General features: G+C 65.6%; 14 protein-coding genes and 1 pseudogene. 13 read left to right on the forward strand and 2 right to left on the reverse strand.

The window, feature by feature from the left end; translation table 11 throughout:
* Positions 1-36 precede the first annotated feature (36 nt).
* Positions 37-192, reverse strand: a pseudogene (locus tag QNN99_RS17450) (DUF4236 domain-containing protein); the annotation flags it as partial.
* Between the two features lie 200 nt (positions 193-392).
* Here QNN99_RS17450 and QNN99_RS00365 point away from each other — a divergent pair.
* The 9 genes from QNN99_RS00365 to QNN99_RS00405 all read left to right on the forward strand — a co-directional run bounded on the left by QNN99_RS00365 (position 393) and on the right by QNN99_RS00405 (position 8,696).
* Positions 393-749, forward strand: a complete 357-nt coding sequence (locus QNN99_RS00365; RefSeq protein WP_229964448.1) for a variant leucine-rich repeat-containing protein — start codon at positions 393-395, stop codon at positions 747-749.
* Between the two features lie 136 nt (positions 750-885).
* The gene (locus QNN99_RS00370) at positions 886-2,148 is read left to right on the forward strand and encodes an arginine deiminase (protein ID WP_229964449.1); all 1,263 of its coding nucleotides are present in this window, start codon (positions 886-888) and stop codon (positions 2,146-2,148) included.
* Positions 2,149-2,343: 195 nt separating this feature from the next.
* Complete coding sequence (locus QNN99_RS00375) at positions 2,344-3,792, forward strand: basic amino acid/polyamine antiporter (RefSeq protein WP_229964450.1); 1,449 nt, start codon at positions 2,344-2,346, stop codon at positions 3,790-3,792.
* A 193-nt stretch (positions 3,793-3,985) separates the two neighbouring features.
* A complete protein-coding gene (locus tag QNN99_RS00380; RefSeq protein ID WP_229964451.1) occupies positions 3,986-4,717 on the forward strand; it encodes an excalibur calcium-binding domain-containing protein in 732 nt (243 codons plus the stop codon).
* A 220-nt stretch (positions 4,718-4,937) separates the two neighbouring features.
* Positions 4,938-6,620: a Ycf46 family AAA ATPase gene (locus tag QNN99_RS00385; protein WP_229964452.1), complete on the forward strand. Its 1,683-nt coding sequence runs from the start codon at positions 4,938-4,940 to the stop codon at positions 6,618-6,620.
* Positions 6,620-7,072, forward strand: a complete 453-nt coding sequence (locus tag QNN99_RS00390) for a hypothetical protein (RefSeq protein WP_229964453.1) — start codon at positions 6,620-6,622, stop codon at positions 7,070-7,072. The genes QNN99_RS00385 and QNN99_RS00390 overlap by 1 nt, the downstream gene beginning before the upstream one ends.
* A complete protein-coding gene (locus QNN99_RS00395; protein WP_229964454.1) occupies positions 7,072-7,290 on the forward strand; it encodes a DUF2997 domain-containing protein in 219 nt (72 codons plus the stop codon). The genes QNN99_RS00390 and QNN99_RS00395 overlap by 1 nt, the downstream gene beginning before the upstream one ends.
* Positions 7,271-8,062 carry a ComEA family DNA-binding protein gene (locus tag QNN99_RS00400; protein WP_229964455.1) on the forward strand — a complete coding sequence of 264 codons (792 nt, stop codon included), beginning with the start codon at positions 7,271-7,273 and terminating at the stop codon, positions 8,060-8,062. Before QNN99_RS00395 ends, QNN99_RS00400 begins: the two co-directional genes overlap by 20 nt.
* A gap of 16 nt (positions 8,063-8,078) precedes the next feature.
* Entirely contained in the window at positions 8,079-8,696 is a 618-nt protein-coding gene (locus tag QNN99_RS00405) for a 4Fe-4S single cluster domain-containing protein (protein ID WP_229965022.1), read from the forward strand.
* Between the two features lie 92 nt (positions 8,697-8,788).
* Here QNN99_RS00405 and QNN99_RS00410 read toward each other — a convergent pair whose 3' ends face one another.
* Positions 8,789-9,460, reverse strand: a complete 672-nt coding sequence (locus QNN99_RS00410) for a DUF4352 domain-containing protein (protein WP_229964456.1) — start codon at positions 9,458-9,460, stop codon at positions 8,789-8,791.
* A gap of 312 nt (positions 9,461-9,772) precedes the next feature.
* Here QNN99_RS00410 and QNN99_RS00415 point away from each other — a divergent pair, with 312 nt between their 5' ends.
* The 4 genes from QNN99_RS00415 to QNN99_RS00430 are packed head-to-tail and all read left to right on the forward strand — an operon-like array spanning position 9,773 to position 13,879.
* Positions 9,773-10,795, forward strand: a complete 1,023-nt coding sequence (locus tag QNN99_RS00415) for an iron-siderophore ABC transporter substrate-binding protein (protein ID WP_229964457.1) — start codon at positions 9,773-9,775, stop codon at positions 10,793-10,795.
* Positions 10,796-10,827: 32 nt separating this feature from the next.
* Complete coding sequence (locus QNN99_RS00420; RefSeq protein WP_229964458.1) at positions 10,828-11,916, forward strand: FecCD family ABC transporter permease; 1,089 nt, start codon at positions 10,828-10,830, stop codon at positions 11,914-11,916.
* On the forward strand, positions 11,913-13,010 hold the full coding sequence (locus tag QNN99_RS00425; protein ID WP_229964459.1) for a FecCD family ABC transporter permease: 1,098 nt from the start codon (positions 11,913-11,915) through the stop codon (positions 13,008-13,010). The genes QNN99_RS00420 and QNN99_RS00425 overlap by 4 nt, the downstream gene beginning before the upstream one ends.
* Entirely contained in the window at positions 13,007-13,879 is an 873-nt protein-coding gene (locus QNN99_RS00430; protein ID WP_229964460.1) for an ABC transporter ATP-binding protein, read from the forward strand. Before QNN99_RS00425 ends, QNN99_RS00430 begins: the two co-directional genes overlap by 4 nt.
* Position 13,880: the final 1 nt, after the last annotated feature.

Genomic DNA, 13,880 nt, shown 5'->3' on the forward strand with positions numbered 1-13,880 from the left:
GTGGCCGGATGACAGGGTTTCCGTGTGATAAATGCCGGTACCGGGGATGCCCACGGTGCGTGTCACACGGCCTGAAGAGTTTGCTGAGATCCTGGCTCCTTTGACGCCAGCGCTGACGCCGATGCTTTTAGGGGTGACCGTCATCCTAATGCCTGGTGCGATCTTGAACGATTTTCGTGCCCTGAACCCCATCTGAGCTCCCACTATTACGCGTCGTTTTCACCGTGCAGCGCTGCTCATTTTTTAGTATAGGTAGCTGCAGAGACTGCGTCGGTGGCTGATGGTCATTGGCGATACCGAAGCCCGCACTTATCTGGCGCGCTGGCTCTGGATTCGGACCCCGCCCCACCATCTGCAAGGATAGTAGTAAGGCTACTGATAAAGGAGATCCCATGCAGAACGAAATGCAGGAACATCCCGCTGACGAGAACGCCCCGTCGACCGGGCGGACCACCCCGGTGATGAACATTCCGGCGGCAGACATCGTCGACGCCGGAGCATCCGCAGCCAGGCCGCGGGACGTGGACCCGGCCGAGGTCGCCATCCTGGCCGAAGCCGAAGACCCGGGAACCCCCGGCCTGCGGCTGCAGGAACTGGCCACCGATGAGCCGAAGGCCCGCCCCGCCGTGGCAGCCAACCCGGCCGCTGGACCCGAACTGCTCAAGTGGCTTGGCGCGCTTGATGACCCGGCTGTGAACGAGGCACTCCGCCGCCGCGAACAGGCCCAGCAGGCAGAACGCGGACACTAATTTCTAAACTGGTGGAGGGACGGGCAAACCAGTCCGCCCCTCCACATCTTTGAATGCACGCCCCTATACCGATGAAGTGACAAACAAGATTTCGGCAGCCTGCAAAGAAGCAGCCCGTACGTCCAAGGAGAACCCCATGCTTTCCCCAACCTCCGCTCCCACCGCCCTCTCTTACGGGGTGCACTCGGAGGTCGGCAAACTGCGCAAGGTTCTCGTCTGCTCGCCGGGCCTGGCCCACGAACGGCTCACCCCCAGCAACCGGGCAGACCTGCTGTTCGACGACGTGATGTGGGTGGAAAACGCCCAGCGCGACCACGCCGACTTCGTCACCAAGATGCAAAACCACGGCGTGGACGTCGTCGAACTCCACGACCTGCTCGGACAGACCATGGACATGCCCGAGGCCCGGGCCTGGCTGCTGGACCGGAAAATCATCGCCAACCGGGTCGGACTGGGACTGGTCTCCGGCACCCGGGCCTTCCTGGATTCGCTGACCGGACCGGAACTGGCACGCTACCTCATCGGCGGGCTGGCGACGTCGGACCTTCCCGCCGACTACCGCACCGACTACATCTCCCTGGCCCGGGAATCCCTGGGCCGGCCCGAATACCTGCTGCCGCCGCTGCCCAACACCCTCTACACCCGCGACACCACCTGCTGGATCAACGGGGGACTGACGCTGAACCCGCTGTACTGGCCGGCACGCCACGACGAGACCCTGCTGATGCAGGCGCTCTACCAGTTCCATCCGGAGTACACCGGGTCCGCCGTGTGGTGGGGCGACGCGGAACAGGACTGGGGCCAGGCCTCCCTGGAGGGCGGCGACGTCATGCCGGTGGGCAACGGCACCGTGCTGATCGGCATGAGTGAGCGCACCTCCCGCCAGGCCATCACCCAGCTCGCGCAGAAGCTGTTCGCCGCGGAAAGCGCCGAGCGGATCGTCGTCGCCGGCATGCCCAAGCTGCGCGCCGCAATGCACCTGGACACCGTGTTCACCTTCGCCGACCGGGACCTGGCCACCATCCACCCGGCCATCGTGGACGGCATCCACGCCTTCACCCTCCACCCCTCGGACAAAAGCCCCGGCCTGGTGGTGCAGGATCACCGCGACCGCCGCTTTGTCGACGTCGTAGCGGACTCCCTGGGCTTCAAGCAGCTGCGTCTGGTGGAGACAGCCGGCGACTACTCCGCCTCCGAAAGGCAGCAGTGGGACAGCGCGAATAACGCCGTCGCGCTGGAACCCGGAGTGGTGCTCACCTACGACCGCAACACCCAGACCAATGCCGCGCTGCGGAACGCCGGCGTCGAGGTGATCCCCATTGTGGGCGCCGAACTCGGCCGCGGCCGCGGCGGCGGCCACTGCATGACCTGCCCGATCATCCGCGATCCCATCGACTAACGACGACGGCGTGCCGGATGCGGCGGCTGGCATTTGACCGTCGAGGCGGTGGCCGCTGATTCGGACCCCGCAGTCTCCTTCTGAGAAGATAATGGTGAGCTGCTGACGGAGGATCCCCCGCAGGAAGCGATCCGCCCCTCCTGTTGTCTAACCGGTATTGCCTCAGCGGCCGCCACCCCCGATTGGAAAGAAACTATGTCTAATCCGCCTGCTTCAGGGGAGAAGGCCCCAGCGGCCAAACTCTCCCTGCTGACCCTCACCACTGTGGTGGTCGGGTCCATGGTCGGGGCCGGGGTGTTTTCCCTGCCCCAGCGCTTCGCCGAGGAAACCGGGGTGTGGGGTGCGCTGGTCGCCTGGCTGATTGCGGGTTCGGGCATGCTGATGCTGGCCTTCGTCTTCCAGCGGCTGTCCATGCGCAAGCCGGCGCTTGATGCGGGGATCTTCTCCTACGCCAAGGCCGGCTTCGGAAATTACGTGGGGTTCTTCTCCGCAGCGGGTTACTGGGCCAGCGCCTGCGTGGGAAACGTCACCTACTGGGTGCTCACCATGTCCACGCTGGGAGCCCTGTTTCCGCAGTTGGGCGCAGGGGACACCCTCCTCGCCGTCGTGCTGTCCTCAGCCGGGCTGTGGGGATTCTTCTTCCTGATCAGGCGCGGCATCAAAGAAGCCACGGCCATTAACCGGATAGTCACGATCGCCAAGGTTGTTCCCATCCTGGTCTTCGTGCTGTTTGCTGTCTTCCTGTTCGACCCCGCTGTCTTCGCGGGAAACCTTACCGGGGCGGACTATACGGGGCCGCTGTTCGAGCAGGTCAGCAACACGATGCTGGTGACGGTGTTCGTTTTCCTCGGTGTTGAAGGTGCCAGCGTGTATTCGCGCCATGCCCGACGGCGGGAGGACGTTGGCCGGGCCACTATCCTCGGCTTTCTGAGCGTCTTTGCCATCTTTGCCTCGGTCACGATCGTTTCCTACGGGGTCCTGCCGATGGAACAGCTCGCCGAGCTGCGCCAACCATCCATGGCGGGTGTCCTGGAATCGGGAGTGGGGACCTGGGGGTTGGTGTTCGTCAGCGCAGGCCTGATCATTTCGGTGATGGGTGCCTATCTGGCCTGGAGCCTGATGGCAGCGGAGGTCCTGTACGTGGCGGCTACGGAGAAGGACATGCCGCGGTTCCTGTCCCGGGTCAGCGATGACGATGTCCCGGTCAACGCCCTGCTGCTGAGCACCCTGCTCAGCCAGCTGGTAATGGTCATCACCTACTTCTCCGAGGACGCCTTCGACTTCGCACTGGACATGACCGCAGTCCTGACGTTGTTTTCCCTCCTTTTCGCAGCCCTCTACGCCCTCAAGCTCGGCTGGAGCGGGGAAACGTATGAAGGAGCCCCGAGCCGCATCCGGCGGGGCGACCTGACCATTGCCGTCATTGCCACCATTTATTCAGTGTTCCTGGTCTATGCCGCCGGGCTGCCTCTGGTGCTGCTTTCGATGATCTTCTACGCCCCCGCCACCGTCCTGTTCGTGATCGCGCGCCGTGAACAAGGGCAGCGCGTCTTCCGGGGAGGGGAGCTGTTCCTTTTCCTCATTACATTGGCAGGAGCCGTTGCAGGCGTGCTCGCCCTGACCCGGGGCTGGATAGCGCTTTGAGCAGAGGGCGTGCCGCGTCCTGCGGTATGCACCCTTAGTGTGACCCTCTCAACAGAGGCCCCCGGCTGCGTGGTGATTCCCCCTAACCTTGAAAGGTAAGGAACGAGTTACGCCCGGAAGGGAGAGAGGAACCGTGCAACGTAAAACCGCTGCACTCGTTATCGGCGCTGTTCTGGCCGCTGGGGTTGGGGCTTTGACGGATGGATCAGACACCGCCCCCACCACCGAGCCCACGCAAGTAGCGCACACACCCGAGGTAACGGCGACGGCGCCCGTCCCGGAGGCGACAGCGCCCGTCCCGGAGGCGACGCCAACGGTGCCCGCCCCGGAAACTACACAGGCAGAACCCGCCCCGGAGACGACGGCGACGGCGCCCGCCCCGGAAACTACACAGGCAGAACCCGCCACTGAGGAAGAAACTCCTGCAACACCCATCCCGGTGTCGGCGGAAACGCTGGAAATGATAGCGGACGGCGCGGAAGACTATCTGCCGATTACCCCGATCGAAGGCGCCGCACTCAAGTCTCAGAAACATCAGGGCTTCTACATGGTCGCCATGCGGTATCAGCTGCCCGACGGGGCGGAGCAGACAGGAGTTTGGGCCCTCAAGACGTTCGAGAGCGGGCCGATTATCTCCGTTGACGCAAATGCCAAAGAGGTTACTCATTGGCCGGACGGGGCAAAATCCGCCTTCGAGATCAGCCCGGTGGATACCGAGGGCGTGGAGACCTACGTGCAGGGACAGGAGCTGCAGGAGCAGCAGCAGGGACAGGCACAGCAGGAACAGCCGGCAGCGGATAACTTCACCTATCCGAACTGCACCGCCGTGCGGGAAGCCGGAGCCGCGCCCATCCATCCCGGGGACTACGGATGGCAGGACCGGCTGGACCGCGATGGGGACGGCGTGGCCTGCGACGGAGACTAGGGCCGGCCTGGCTTTCCCAGCCTTCCCGCCTGGATCTTTCCCGCCTGGATAGAGCACGCGCCAGGCGCCGGATGGCTGCCGGATGGCTGGCGGGTTTCAGGGTGCCGAGCGCACACTGAAACTAATGCAAAACGAAATGCCCGTGGTCATGCACATGCTCCGGCGTCACCGGCCTCGCTGAGCTGACGCCGGAGCACGTGCGCCCGTGAGGGAGTAATCGATGGCAGTTCGACAATCGAATTTCCGGGAGGCGCTCGCCCTGCTGCTTCGAGCTCGGTTCCCGATCCTCTACACCGAGTCCTTTGAAGAGCACCGGGTGCTTGCTGAGATCCGCTCCGTTGCGACCGATCCGCACGTCATGCGCACGGTCCGGCCGGTTTTTGTCTGGAGCAGTACGCAGGGGTTTGTGGGGCCGGACGGCTCCGTCCAGAAGGGCACCCGGGATCCGAAGGATGCCGTCCAATGGGCCCTGGGCCACGAGAATCCGGGTGTCTTCGTCATGCTTGATCTTCATGCCCATCTGGGAGATGACCGCCGTCCGGCCGATCCGCAGCTTGTCCGCTTGCTCCGCGATGTCGCCGGCGCGTTCCAAAGCGGTGCAGCGGCGAGAGTCCTCATGATCGTGGCGCCGCACCTGCGGATCCCCGATGACCTCGAGAAGGACATCACGCTGCTTGATTTCCCGCTGCCCAGCGAACAGGAAATACGAGAGGTCCTGGACGAGATGATCGCGGCCAACAGCTCCGTGGACAGCCGTATCCGCATCGACATCGACGCGGTGGGTCGCGAACGCCTGGCCAAGGCAGCCCTCGGCCTCACCCTAAACGAGGCCACCAATGCTTTCGCCCGGGCCATGGTCGACGACGGCGTCCTGTCGAATGACAGCGTGCGCGTCATCCTGGATGAGAAGAAGCAGATTGTCCGGAAGGCCGGGCTGCTGGAGTTCGTGGACGTGAATTTGAACCTCGACGATGTGGGCGGCCTGCAGAACCTGAAACGCTGGCTGGCTAAACGAAACGGTTCGTGGCTTGACGAAGCAGCGCAATACGGCATTCCGGCGCCCAAAGGCGTCCTGATGACCGGGGTGCCCGGCTGCGGCAAGTCGCTGACTGCCAAGGCCATTGCGGCGGCCTGGGAACTTCCCCTGCTGCGGCTGGACATCGGAAAGATATTCGCGGGCCTGGTCGGATCGAGTGAACAGAACATGAGGACGGCGATACGCACGGCTGAGGCTTCCGCACCGTGCGTGCTGTGGCTGGACGAGATTGAGAAGGGATTCTCGGGGACCGGGGGAGACGGCGGCGACGGCGGCACGTCCAGCCGCGTCTTCGGATCATTCCTCAGTTGGATGCAGGAGAAAACCGCACCGGTTTTCGTCATCGCGACAGCAAATAAGGTGGACCGGCTGCCGCCGGAACTGCTCCGCAAGGGCCGGTTCGACGAGATCTTCTTCGTGGACCTGCCCACGAGCCAGGAACGCCGCGAAATCTGGGAGCTTCACCTCGGCAAACGCCTGAAAGCGAGCAGGGCGGGTGCGCTGGAGATAACCGACGATCTGCTGGACGGACTCACGAAGGTATCCGAAGGGTATTCCGGCGCTGAGATTGAACAGGGTGTTGTTGCTGCCCTCTTCGATGCCTTTGCCGAACGGCGGCGGCTGGAGAATGAGGACCTCCATCGGGCGATCAGGAACATGGTCCCGCTGAGCGTTACCCAAGCCGAGCAGATTGCTGCGGTGCGCACCTGGGCAGCAGACCGGGCCGTCGCGGCCACGGCAGCGGAGGACCTGGCAGGCTACACGGAAGCAACAGGCCACGGCGCGGGTGCGCCGTCGGACCTTCCGCCGGCCGGGGCGTCGCCGGACACGTCCTATTCCCGCGGTGGAAGATTGGTGGACTTCTAATGAGCATTTCCCTGCTGCTCGTTCCGATGGCCATTGCAGCTGTTGGTGCCTTCAAGATCGGACGCACGGAGACTGATGCGCAGGGCCAGCGCATGTGCCAGGTACAGACCAGAATGCGCGACGCCGGGTTGCTGGCGGCGGCGCTCGCTGACACGAATGCGACAGTCAGCCCGGCCGCGGACACCATTACTGCCGACTGGCTTGGAGTGCGCGCGGTGTTCCACCGGAACGAGCAGGGAATCTGGCAAGTGGACTTCACCGGTGACATCGACGAAAAGAGAGCGGCGGACATTGTTGCCGCCATCGACCTTGCCTATGGGCGGCAGGTGCAGCAGGCGGTCCTCGCCCGGCTGCGTGAAAAGGCTCCCTCGGCGGGAATGACAGTGGCGTCGGAGACCGTGGAAGACGACGACAGCGTGACGCTCGTGCTGAACGTCGAAGGGACAAAATAATGGGAAACGAGCAAATCATCATCCGGGTTTCCCCCGACGGGGCAATCCAGGCAGAGACCTCGGGCATCAAAGGCACCAAATGCTTGGACAGCATCGAAGTTCTGGAAGACCTGCTCGGGGCGCAGACCGTCACCAGCAGCTTCACGAAGGAATACGAGGAGGCGCCGGCCGAAAGCCGGGACATCATCGAGGAGGACAATGAACTCCGCCACCCCTGAATCGGTTGCACGCCTGGCCAGCGGAAAATGGCGCATCCTTCACAGCGCATGGCTGCTGGCGCCCATCTTTGGGTTGGGCATTTTTTCCTTTGTCGGGTTTGTCTATGTGGCGCTGAGGGTCCGCACCCGGAAGTTCTGGATAGCCTGCGCGGTGACCTTTTTGGCCTCCGGCATGCTTCTCTTCATCGATACTTCACGGTTTGGCGGGCTCATCATTCTCGTATGGCTGGGCGAAATCGTGTACGGCTTCATTTTGAACTTCGACTATCTGCTTTGGCGGGCCTCCGCTCGTCCCTGGTATCTCCAATCAGCCGCTCGCGCCCAGGGGCAGGGTGCACCCGCCCAGCCGCCGTCGGCCGGCTCTCCGGCCCGGCCGCCGTCGTCGGCCGACCAAGGAACGATGGGTGTGAGCGGCGCCGAGTATTACGCGCCGCCTCCTGCCGGCGGCTCCGCAGCCCCACCGCCTTTTCCAACCCCACCGCCGGTCCGCCAACCGGGGGAGACTCCCGAGCCCGGAAGACTCCTCGATGTCAACGCAGCCACCGGCAGGGAGCTGTCAGCCCTGCCGGGAATCGACGCCTCACTGGCGGAACGTGTTGTCTCTGCGCGCGAACGGCAGGGCGCCTTCCGCGATCTGGACGACATGGTTCGGAAAGCCGCCCTGCAGCCGCATGAACTCATTCGGTTTCGGGGATTGGTGACATTCGGGCACACTCCTCCGCCGCCCGGCAGGCCAACTGACAAGCCGGGGATCCGCCGCCTTGACTACTGACCAGCAGCAAAGCCGCGTGAGGATTGCTTCGGTAATACCGCGGACGACGGCGGAAGGGCCGGGTACCCGTTTCGCGATTTGGGCGCAGGGCTGCAGCATCCGGTGCAGCGGCTGCTTCAACCCGCATTACTGGAACCCTGAGGGCGGACGAGAGACGGCGGTGGAGGAGCTTGCCCAGCAAGCCATTTACTCGGAGGCGGAGGGCATCACCCTGCTGGGCGGGGAGCCGTTCGAGCAGGCACCGGCCTTTGCCTCGCTGGCTGAAACCGTGCGCAGCCAGGGGCTGTCGGTCATGGTCTTCACCGGATATGAACGTGAGCATTTGGAAAGCAGGCTGGGCCCGGAGGGAGCAGCAGCGCTGCTGGCCGCGACCGACCTGCTCGTTGACGGCCCCTATCAGGCGGACCAACCCGATCTGGTGCGGCCATGGGTCGGCTCCGCCAATCAGCGCTTCCACTTCCTCACGGACCGCTACAGCGACTTGGAACAAAGCCTGACCGCGCTGCCGGATCGTCTGGAACTTCGGATCGGCCCCACCGGCAGCATCGCGGTCAACGGGTGGGCGCCGGTCGACAGACTTGATGCATTGCTTGAAGATCTCACTCGGCCAATCGGCCGCGGTCAGATCCGTTAGCGCGGGACCCCATCGACTGAGGTCCCGGCGGGGGAGCAGCTGGGGAGAATCAGGACGGAAACCGGCCGAGGCAGGCCGAGGCGGAAAAGGCCTTACCGGTTGTTGACCCAGACGCCGCGTCCCTCGGGCTCTTCATAGTCCGGCGCTGTGGGGCTGGGCGTGTAAAGCACTAAGTAATCTCCCGCTTCCGGCGAGTCGTGCGTGAAACACACGTCGCCGCTGGCGGTGCCTCCCGAGGCGATTTTTCCGGTTCGCAGCAAACTGTCGCTACCGTAATGGCTGCTGTAGTCAATCACTCCCGTGGGCGTCTGAAGATTCCAGTCGAAAGAGTCGAATTCGGCCGTGGCGCCTGAATTATTCTCCATTGTGACGCTTGCACAAAGGGTCGGGTAAGAGCCAGGAGAGGAGTCGCCCTCACTCAGCGCGGTGGCGGTGATTGTCACGCCGTCCAGCTCCAGGGACTCACCGCCCTGCGCCACCACATCGCTGGCTTCCGCGCCGGGATAGGCCGGCGATGCCTGGGGGTCCGGCTTCGACTCTTCCGACGCTTCCTGCCGCGCTGAACTGCCCGCTGCAGGAACGGAAACGGAATCCGCTCCAGCATCACCATTGGTGAGCAGGAAAACGATGGTGAGAACAAGGGCCGCCTCAATGATGAGGCGCAGATATTTGAGCCACGCCCGGCCGGCCTTTTTCACCGGTTCACCCCGCTTGTAAGGGTCATAGTTGGCTTCAGGCGTTTTCATGTGATCCAACGTGGACATCGTGTTCCCGCTTAAGTCTCTGGCCGTAAGTTTTTTGGGGCATTCACCCCGCGGGAATATACCGTAGTTTTCGTTGTCTGACGATTTTCCGGCCACGCACGTGGCGGCACCCCGCAGTCCCTCTGTGGCAGCTGGCGGGTCCACCCGATCCGGGAGCCGCGACACTCCGCGTCACATTTTTCTCAACTGCCCCACGTATGGTTAGGCATCCCTTACTCTTAGGGAGTTAGGCGACCCTAAAACCAGTGCGATGCCCCCGGCGCGCTTCGGTGATCCGCCGGGTTGCTCCCCACTTGACGAAGGAATACCACCTTGCGCCTTACACGAATCACCGCCGTTTGTGCAGCAGCGTTGCTCACCACCGGCCTGGCAGCCTGCTCCTCCACGGAGGCCAGCGGCGACGAAGCCACTGCCGCCACCTTTGAACCGATCACCATCGAGCACGCCCTGGGCACCACCACCATCGAAACCAAGCCCGAGCGCGTGGCCACGGTCAACTGGGCCAACCACGAAGTGCCGCTGGCCCTGGGCATCGTCCCGGTGGGCATGGCAGCCGCGAACTTCGGCGACGACGACGGCGACGGCATCCTGCCGTGGGTCGAGGAGAAGCTTGAGGAACTCAGCGGCGACGCACCGGTGCTCTTCGACGAGAACGACGGCATCGACTTCGAAGCCGTTGCCGAAACGAAGCCCGACGTCATCCTCGCCGCCTACTCCGGCCTGACCCAGGAGGACTACGACACCCTGAGCGAAATCGCTCCCGTTGTCGCCTACCCGGAAACCGCGTGGGGCACGTCCTGGCGCGAAATGATCGAGATGAACGCCGAGGGCCTCGGCATGGAGCAGGAAGCCAAGGACCTGATTGCCGGCCTCGAGACCGAAATGTCCGACGCCGCCGCCAAGTACCCGGCGCTCGAGGGCAAGAACGCCATGTTCCTGACCCACGTTGACCCCACCGATCTCAGCGAGGTCAGCTTCTACACCACGCACGACACCCGCACCATGTTCTTCGAGGACCTGGGCATGGACGTGGCGGACAGCGTCAAGACCGCCTCCGACGCCACCGACAAGTTCTCCCTGACGCAGAGCGCGGAGCAGGCCGACGCGTTCAGCGACGTCGACATCATCGTCACCTACGGCGGCGAAGAACTGGTCACCGCCCTGGAAGGGGATCCGCTGCTCTCGCAGATGCCCGCCGTCGCCAACGGCGCCATTGTCAGCCTGCCGGGCGACAAGCCGCTGGGCACCGCCGCGAACCCGACGCCGCTGGCCATCTCCTGGGTCCTGGACGACTACCTGTCCCTGATCTCCGACGCAGCCACCAAAGCGAAGTGACACAGCACCACCCCGTGACACCGAATAATCCAGTGACGCCGCATCACACCGCAGCCCCGGCACCCGCCGGGGCTGCGGCCGAAGAAGCCCCGGGAACCGCCGCACAGGACATAACTGCACGGCGGCGCCCGGGGCGTCTTCGTGCGCTCTGGCTCCTGATTTCCCTGGCCGTGCTCGCCGCCCTGATGCTGGCCTCGGTCACCGTCGGAGCGCGCGACGTCGGCTGGAACGACATTCTCGCCGCCCTGGGCGGCTCGGCCGAGGGCTTTGACGAGGCAGCGGTGGCCAAGCGGATTCCGCGCACCCTGCTCGCCGTCGTCGCCGGCGCCGCGCTGGGCATCTCCGGCGCCGTGATGCAGGGCGTGACCCGCAATCCGCTGGCCGACCCCGGCATCCTCGGCATCAACATGGGCGCCTCACTCGCCATCGTCGCGGGCATGGCGTTCTTCGGCCTGGCCGCCGGCTCCAGCTACATCTGGCTCGCCATTGCCGGCGCCGCACTCACCGCCGGCTTCGTCTACACCGTCGGCTCGCTGGGCCGCGGCGCGGCGACCCCGCTGAAGCTCGCGCTGGCCGGCGCCGCCACCTCCGCCGCGCTGGCGTCCTTCGTCAGCGCCATCGTGCTGCCGCGCAACGACCTGGCCGGGGGAGTGCGCTCCTGGCAGATCGGCGGCGTGGGCGGCGGCTCGTACGAAAGCATCGGGCAGATCCTGCCCTTCCTGCTGGTCGGCTTCGGCATCTGCCTGCTCTCCGCCCGCGGCCTGAACTCGCTGGCCCTCGGCGACGAACTCGCCGCCGGACTGGGCGAACGCGTGGCCCTGGCCCGCGGCTCCGCCTCGCTCGGCGCCGTCATCCTCTGCGGCGCGTCCACCGCCGTCACCGGACCCATCGCCTTCGTCGGCCTGGTGGTGCCGCACGCCTGCCGGCTGCTGGTCGGCGTCGACCACCGCTGGCTCCTGCCCTTTTCCGCCGTCGCCGGCGCCGCCCTGGTGACCGCCGCCGACGTCCTCGGCCGGATCATCGCCCGGCCCGCGGAGATCGACGTCGGCATCATCACCGCGCTGATCGGCGCCCCGTTCTTCATCTACATCGTCCGCCGACAGAAGGTGCGTGCCCTGTGAGCACTGGACTGTCCTCCACAGCCTCCGTTGGAAGGAAGACGACGACGGCGGCCGGCGCCGGCGCCGAAACCACCCGCGCCGCCGTCGCCCGCGTCCGCCATGGTGCTAGCCGCCGCTACCGCCTGGTGGTCACCCTGCTGGCCGTGGGCATCGTGGCCGTCTTCGCGCTGAGCCTGATGGCCGGGCGCACCTTCTACGCCCCGGCGGACGTAATCAACGTGATCCTCGGGCACGACGTGCCCGGCGCCTCCTTCGCCGTCGGCCGGCTGCGGCTGCCGCGCGCGGTGCTCGCCGTGCTGACCGGCGCCTGCTTCGGCCTGGCCGGCGTCGCGTTCCAGACCATGCTGCGCAACCCGCTGGCCAGCCCGGACATCATCGGCATCAGCTCCGGAGCCGGCGCGGGCGCGGCGTTCGCCATCGTCGGCCTCGGGCTGGGCGGCGCCGCGGTGTCCACGTTCGCCATCGTCTCCGGACTGGTGGTGGCGCTGGCCGTCTACGCGCTCTCCTACAAGAGGGGAGTGGCCGACACCCGGCTGATCCTGGTGGGCATCGGCATCGCCGCAATGCTGGATTCGGTCACCGCGTATGTGCTGAACCAGGCGCCGGAATGGGAGCTGCAGGAGGCGATGCGCTGGCTGACCGGCAGCCTCAACGGTGCGTCCTGGAACCAGGTGCTGCCGGTGCTCGCCGCGATGCTGGTGCTGACGCCGGTGCTGCTGGGCCAGTCGAAGAACCTGGCCGTGACCCGGCTGGGCGACGACGCCGCGTCAGCGCTCGGCGTGCGCGTGGGGCTGACCCGGATTGTGGTGATCGTGGCCGCCGTCGGGCTCATTTCCTTCGCCACCGCGGCCGCCGGACCGATTGCCTTTGTCGCGTTCCTCTCCGGGCCGATCGCCGCCCGGCTGGTCGGCCCCGGCCCGTCGCTGCTGGTGCCGGCCGCACTGGTGGGCGCGCTGCTGGTGCTCGTCGCCGACTTCTGCGGCCAGTACGCGTTCGGGTCCCGGATGCCGGTGGGTATCATCACCGGCGTGCTCGGCGCCCCGTTCCTCGTTTACCTCATTGTCCGCGTCAACCGCGCAGGAGCCTCGCTGTGACCGCATCCCATTCCCTGAACATCGAAAACCTCACGCTGGGCTACGGCGACCGCACGGTCATCGACTCCCTGGACCTGGTGGTGCCGGCGGGCAAGGTCACCGCGATCATCGGCGCCAACGCCTGCGGCAAGTCCACGCTGCTGCGCTCGATGTCCCGGCTGCTCGCCCCGCGCGCCGGACACGTGCTGCTGGACGGCAAGGCGGTGCACTCGATTCCCGCCAAGCAGCTGGCCCGCACGCTGGGGCTGCTGCCGCAGTCACCGATCGCGCCCGAGGGCATCACGGTCGCCGACCTGGTGGGCCGCGGCCGGCATCCGCACCAGGGCATCTTCTCGCGCTGGAGCACCGACGACGACGCCGCCGTCGCCGCAGCGCTCGACGCCACCGCTACCGCCGAGCAGGCGGCCCGGGCCGTGGACGAACTCTCCGGCGGGCAGCGGCAGCGGGTCTGGATCGCCATGGCGCTGGCGCAGCAGACCGACCTGCTGCTGCTGGATGAGCCGACCACGTTCCTGGACGTCAGCCACCAGATTGAGGTGCTGGACCTGCTCACTGACCTGAACCGCTCCCGCGGCACCACCATCGTCATGGTGCTGCACGACCTGAACCTGGCCGCCCGGTACGCGGATTATCTGGTGGCCGTGGCCGACGGGAAGCTGCACGCCGCCGGCCGGCCGGAGGACGTGCTGACCGAGGAGACCGTGCGGACCGTGTTCGGGATGGAGAACATGGTGATCACGGATCCGTCCTCCGGCAAGCCGCTGATGCTGCCGCTGGGCCGGCACCATGTGCTCACCGAGCCTGCGTCCGCGGCTGCGGCAAGTTCTTGCAAACGCCATCCAGAGTCCGCAGAAGTTTCGCAAGTGTAAC

Source organism: Arthrobacter sp. zg.Y820 (assembly GCF_030125555.1).
In the GTDB taxonomy this organism is placed as follows: domain Bacteria; phylum Actinomycetota; class Actinomycetes; order Actinomycetales; family Micrococcaceae; genus Arthrobacter_B.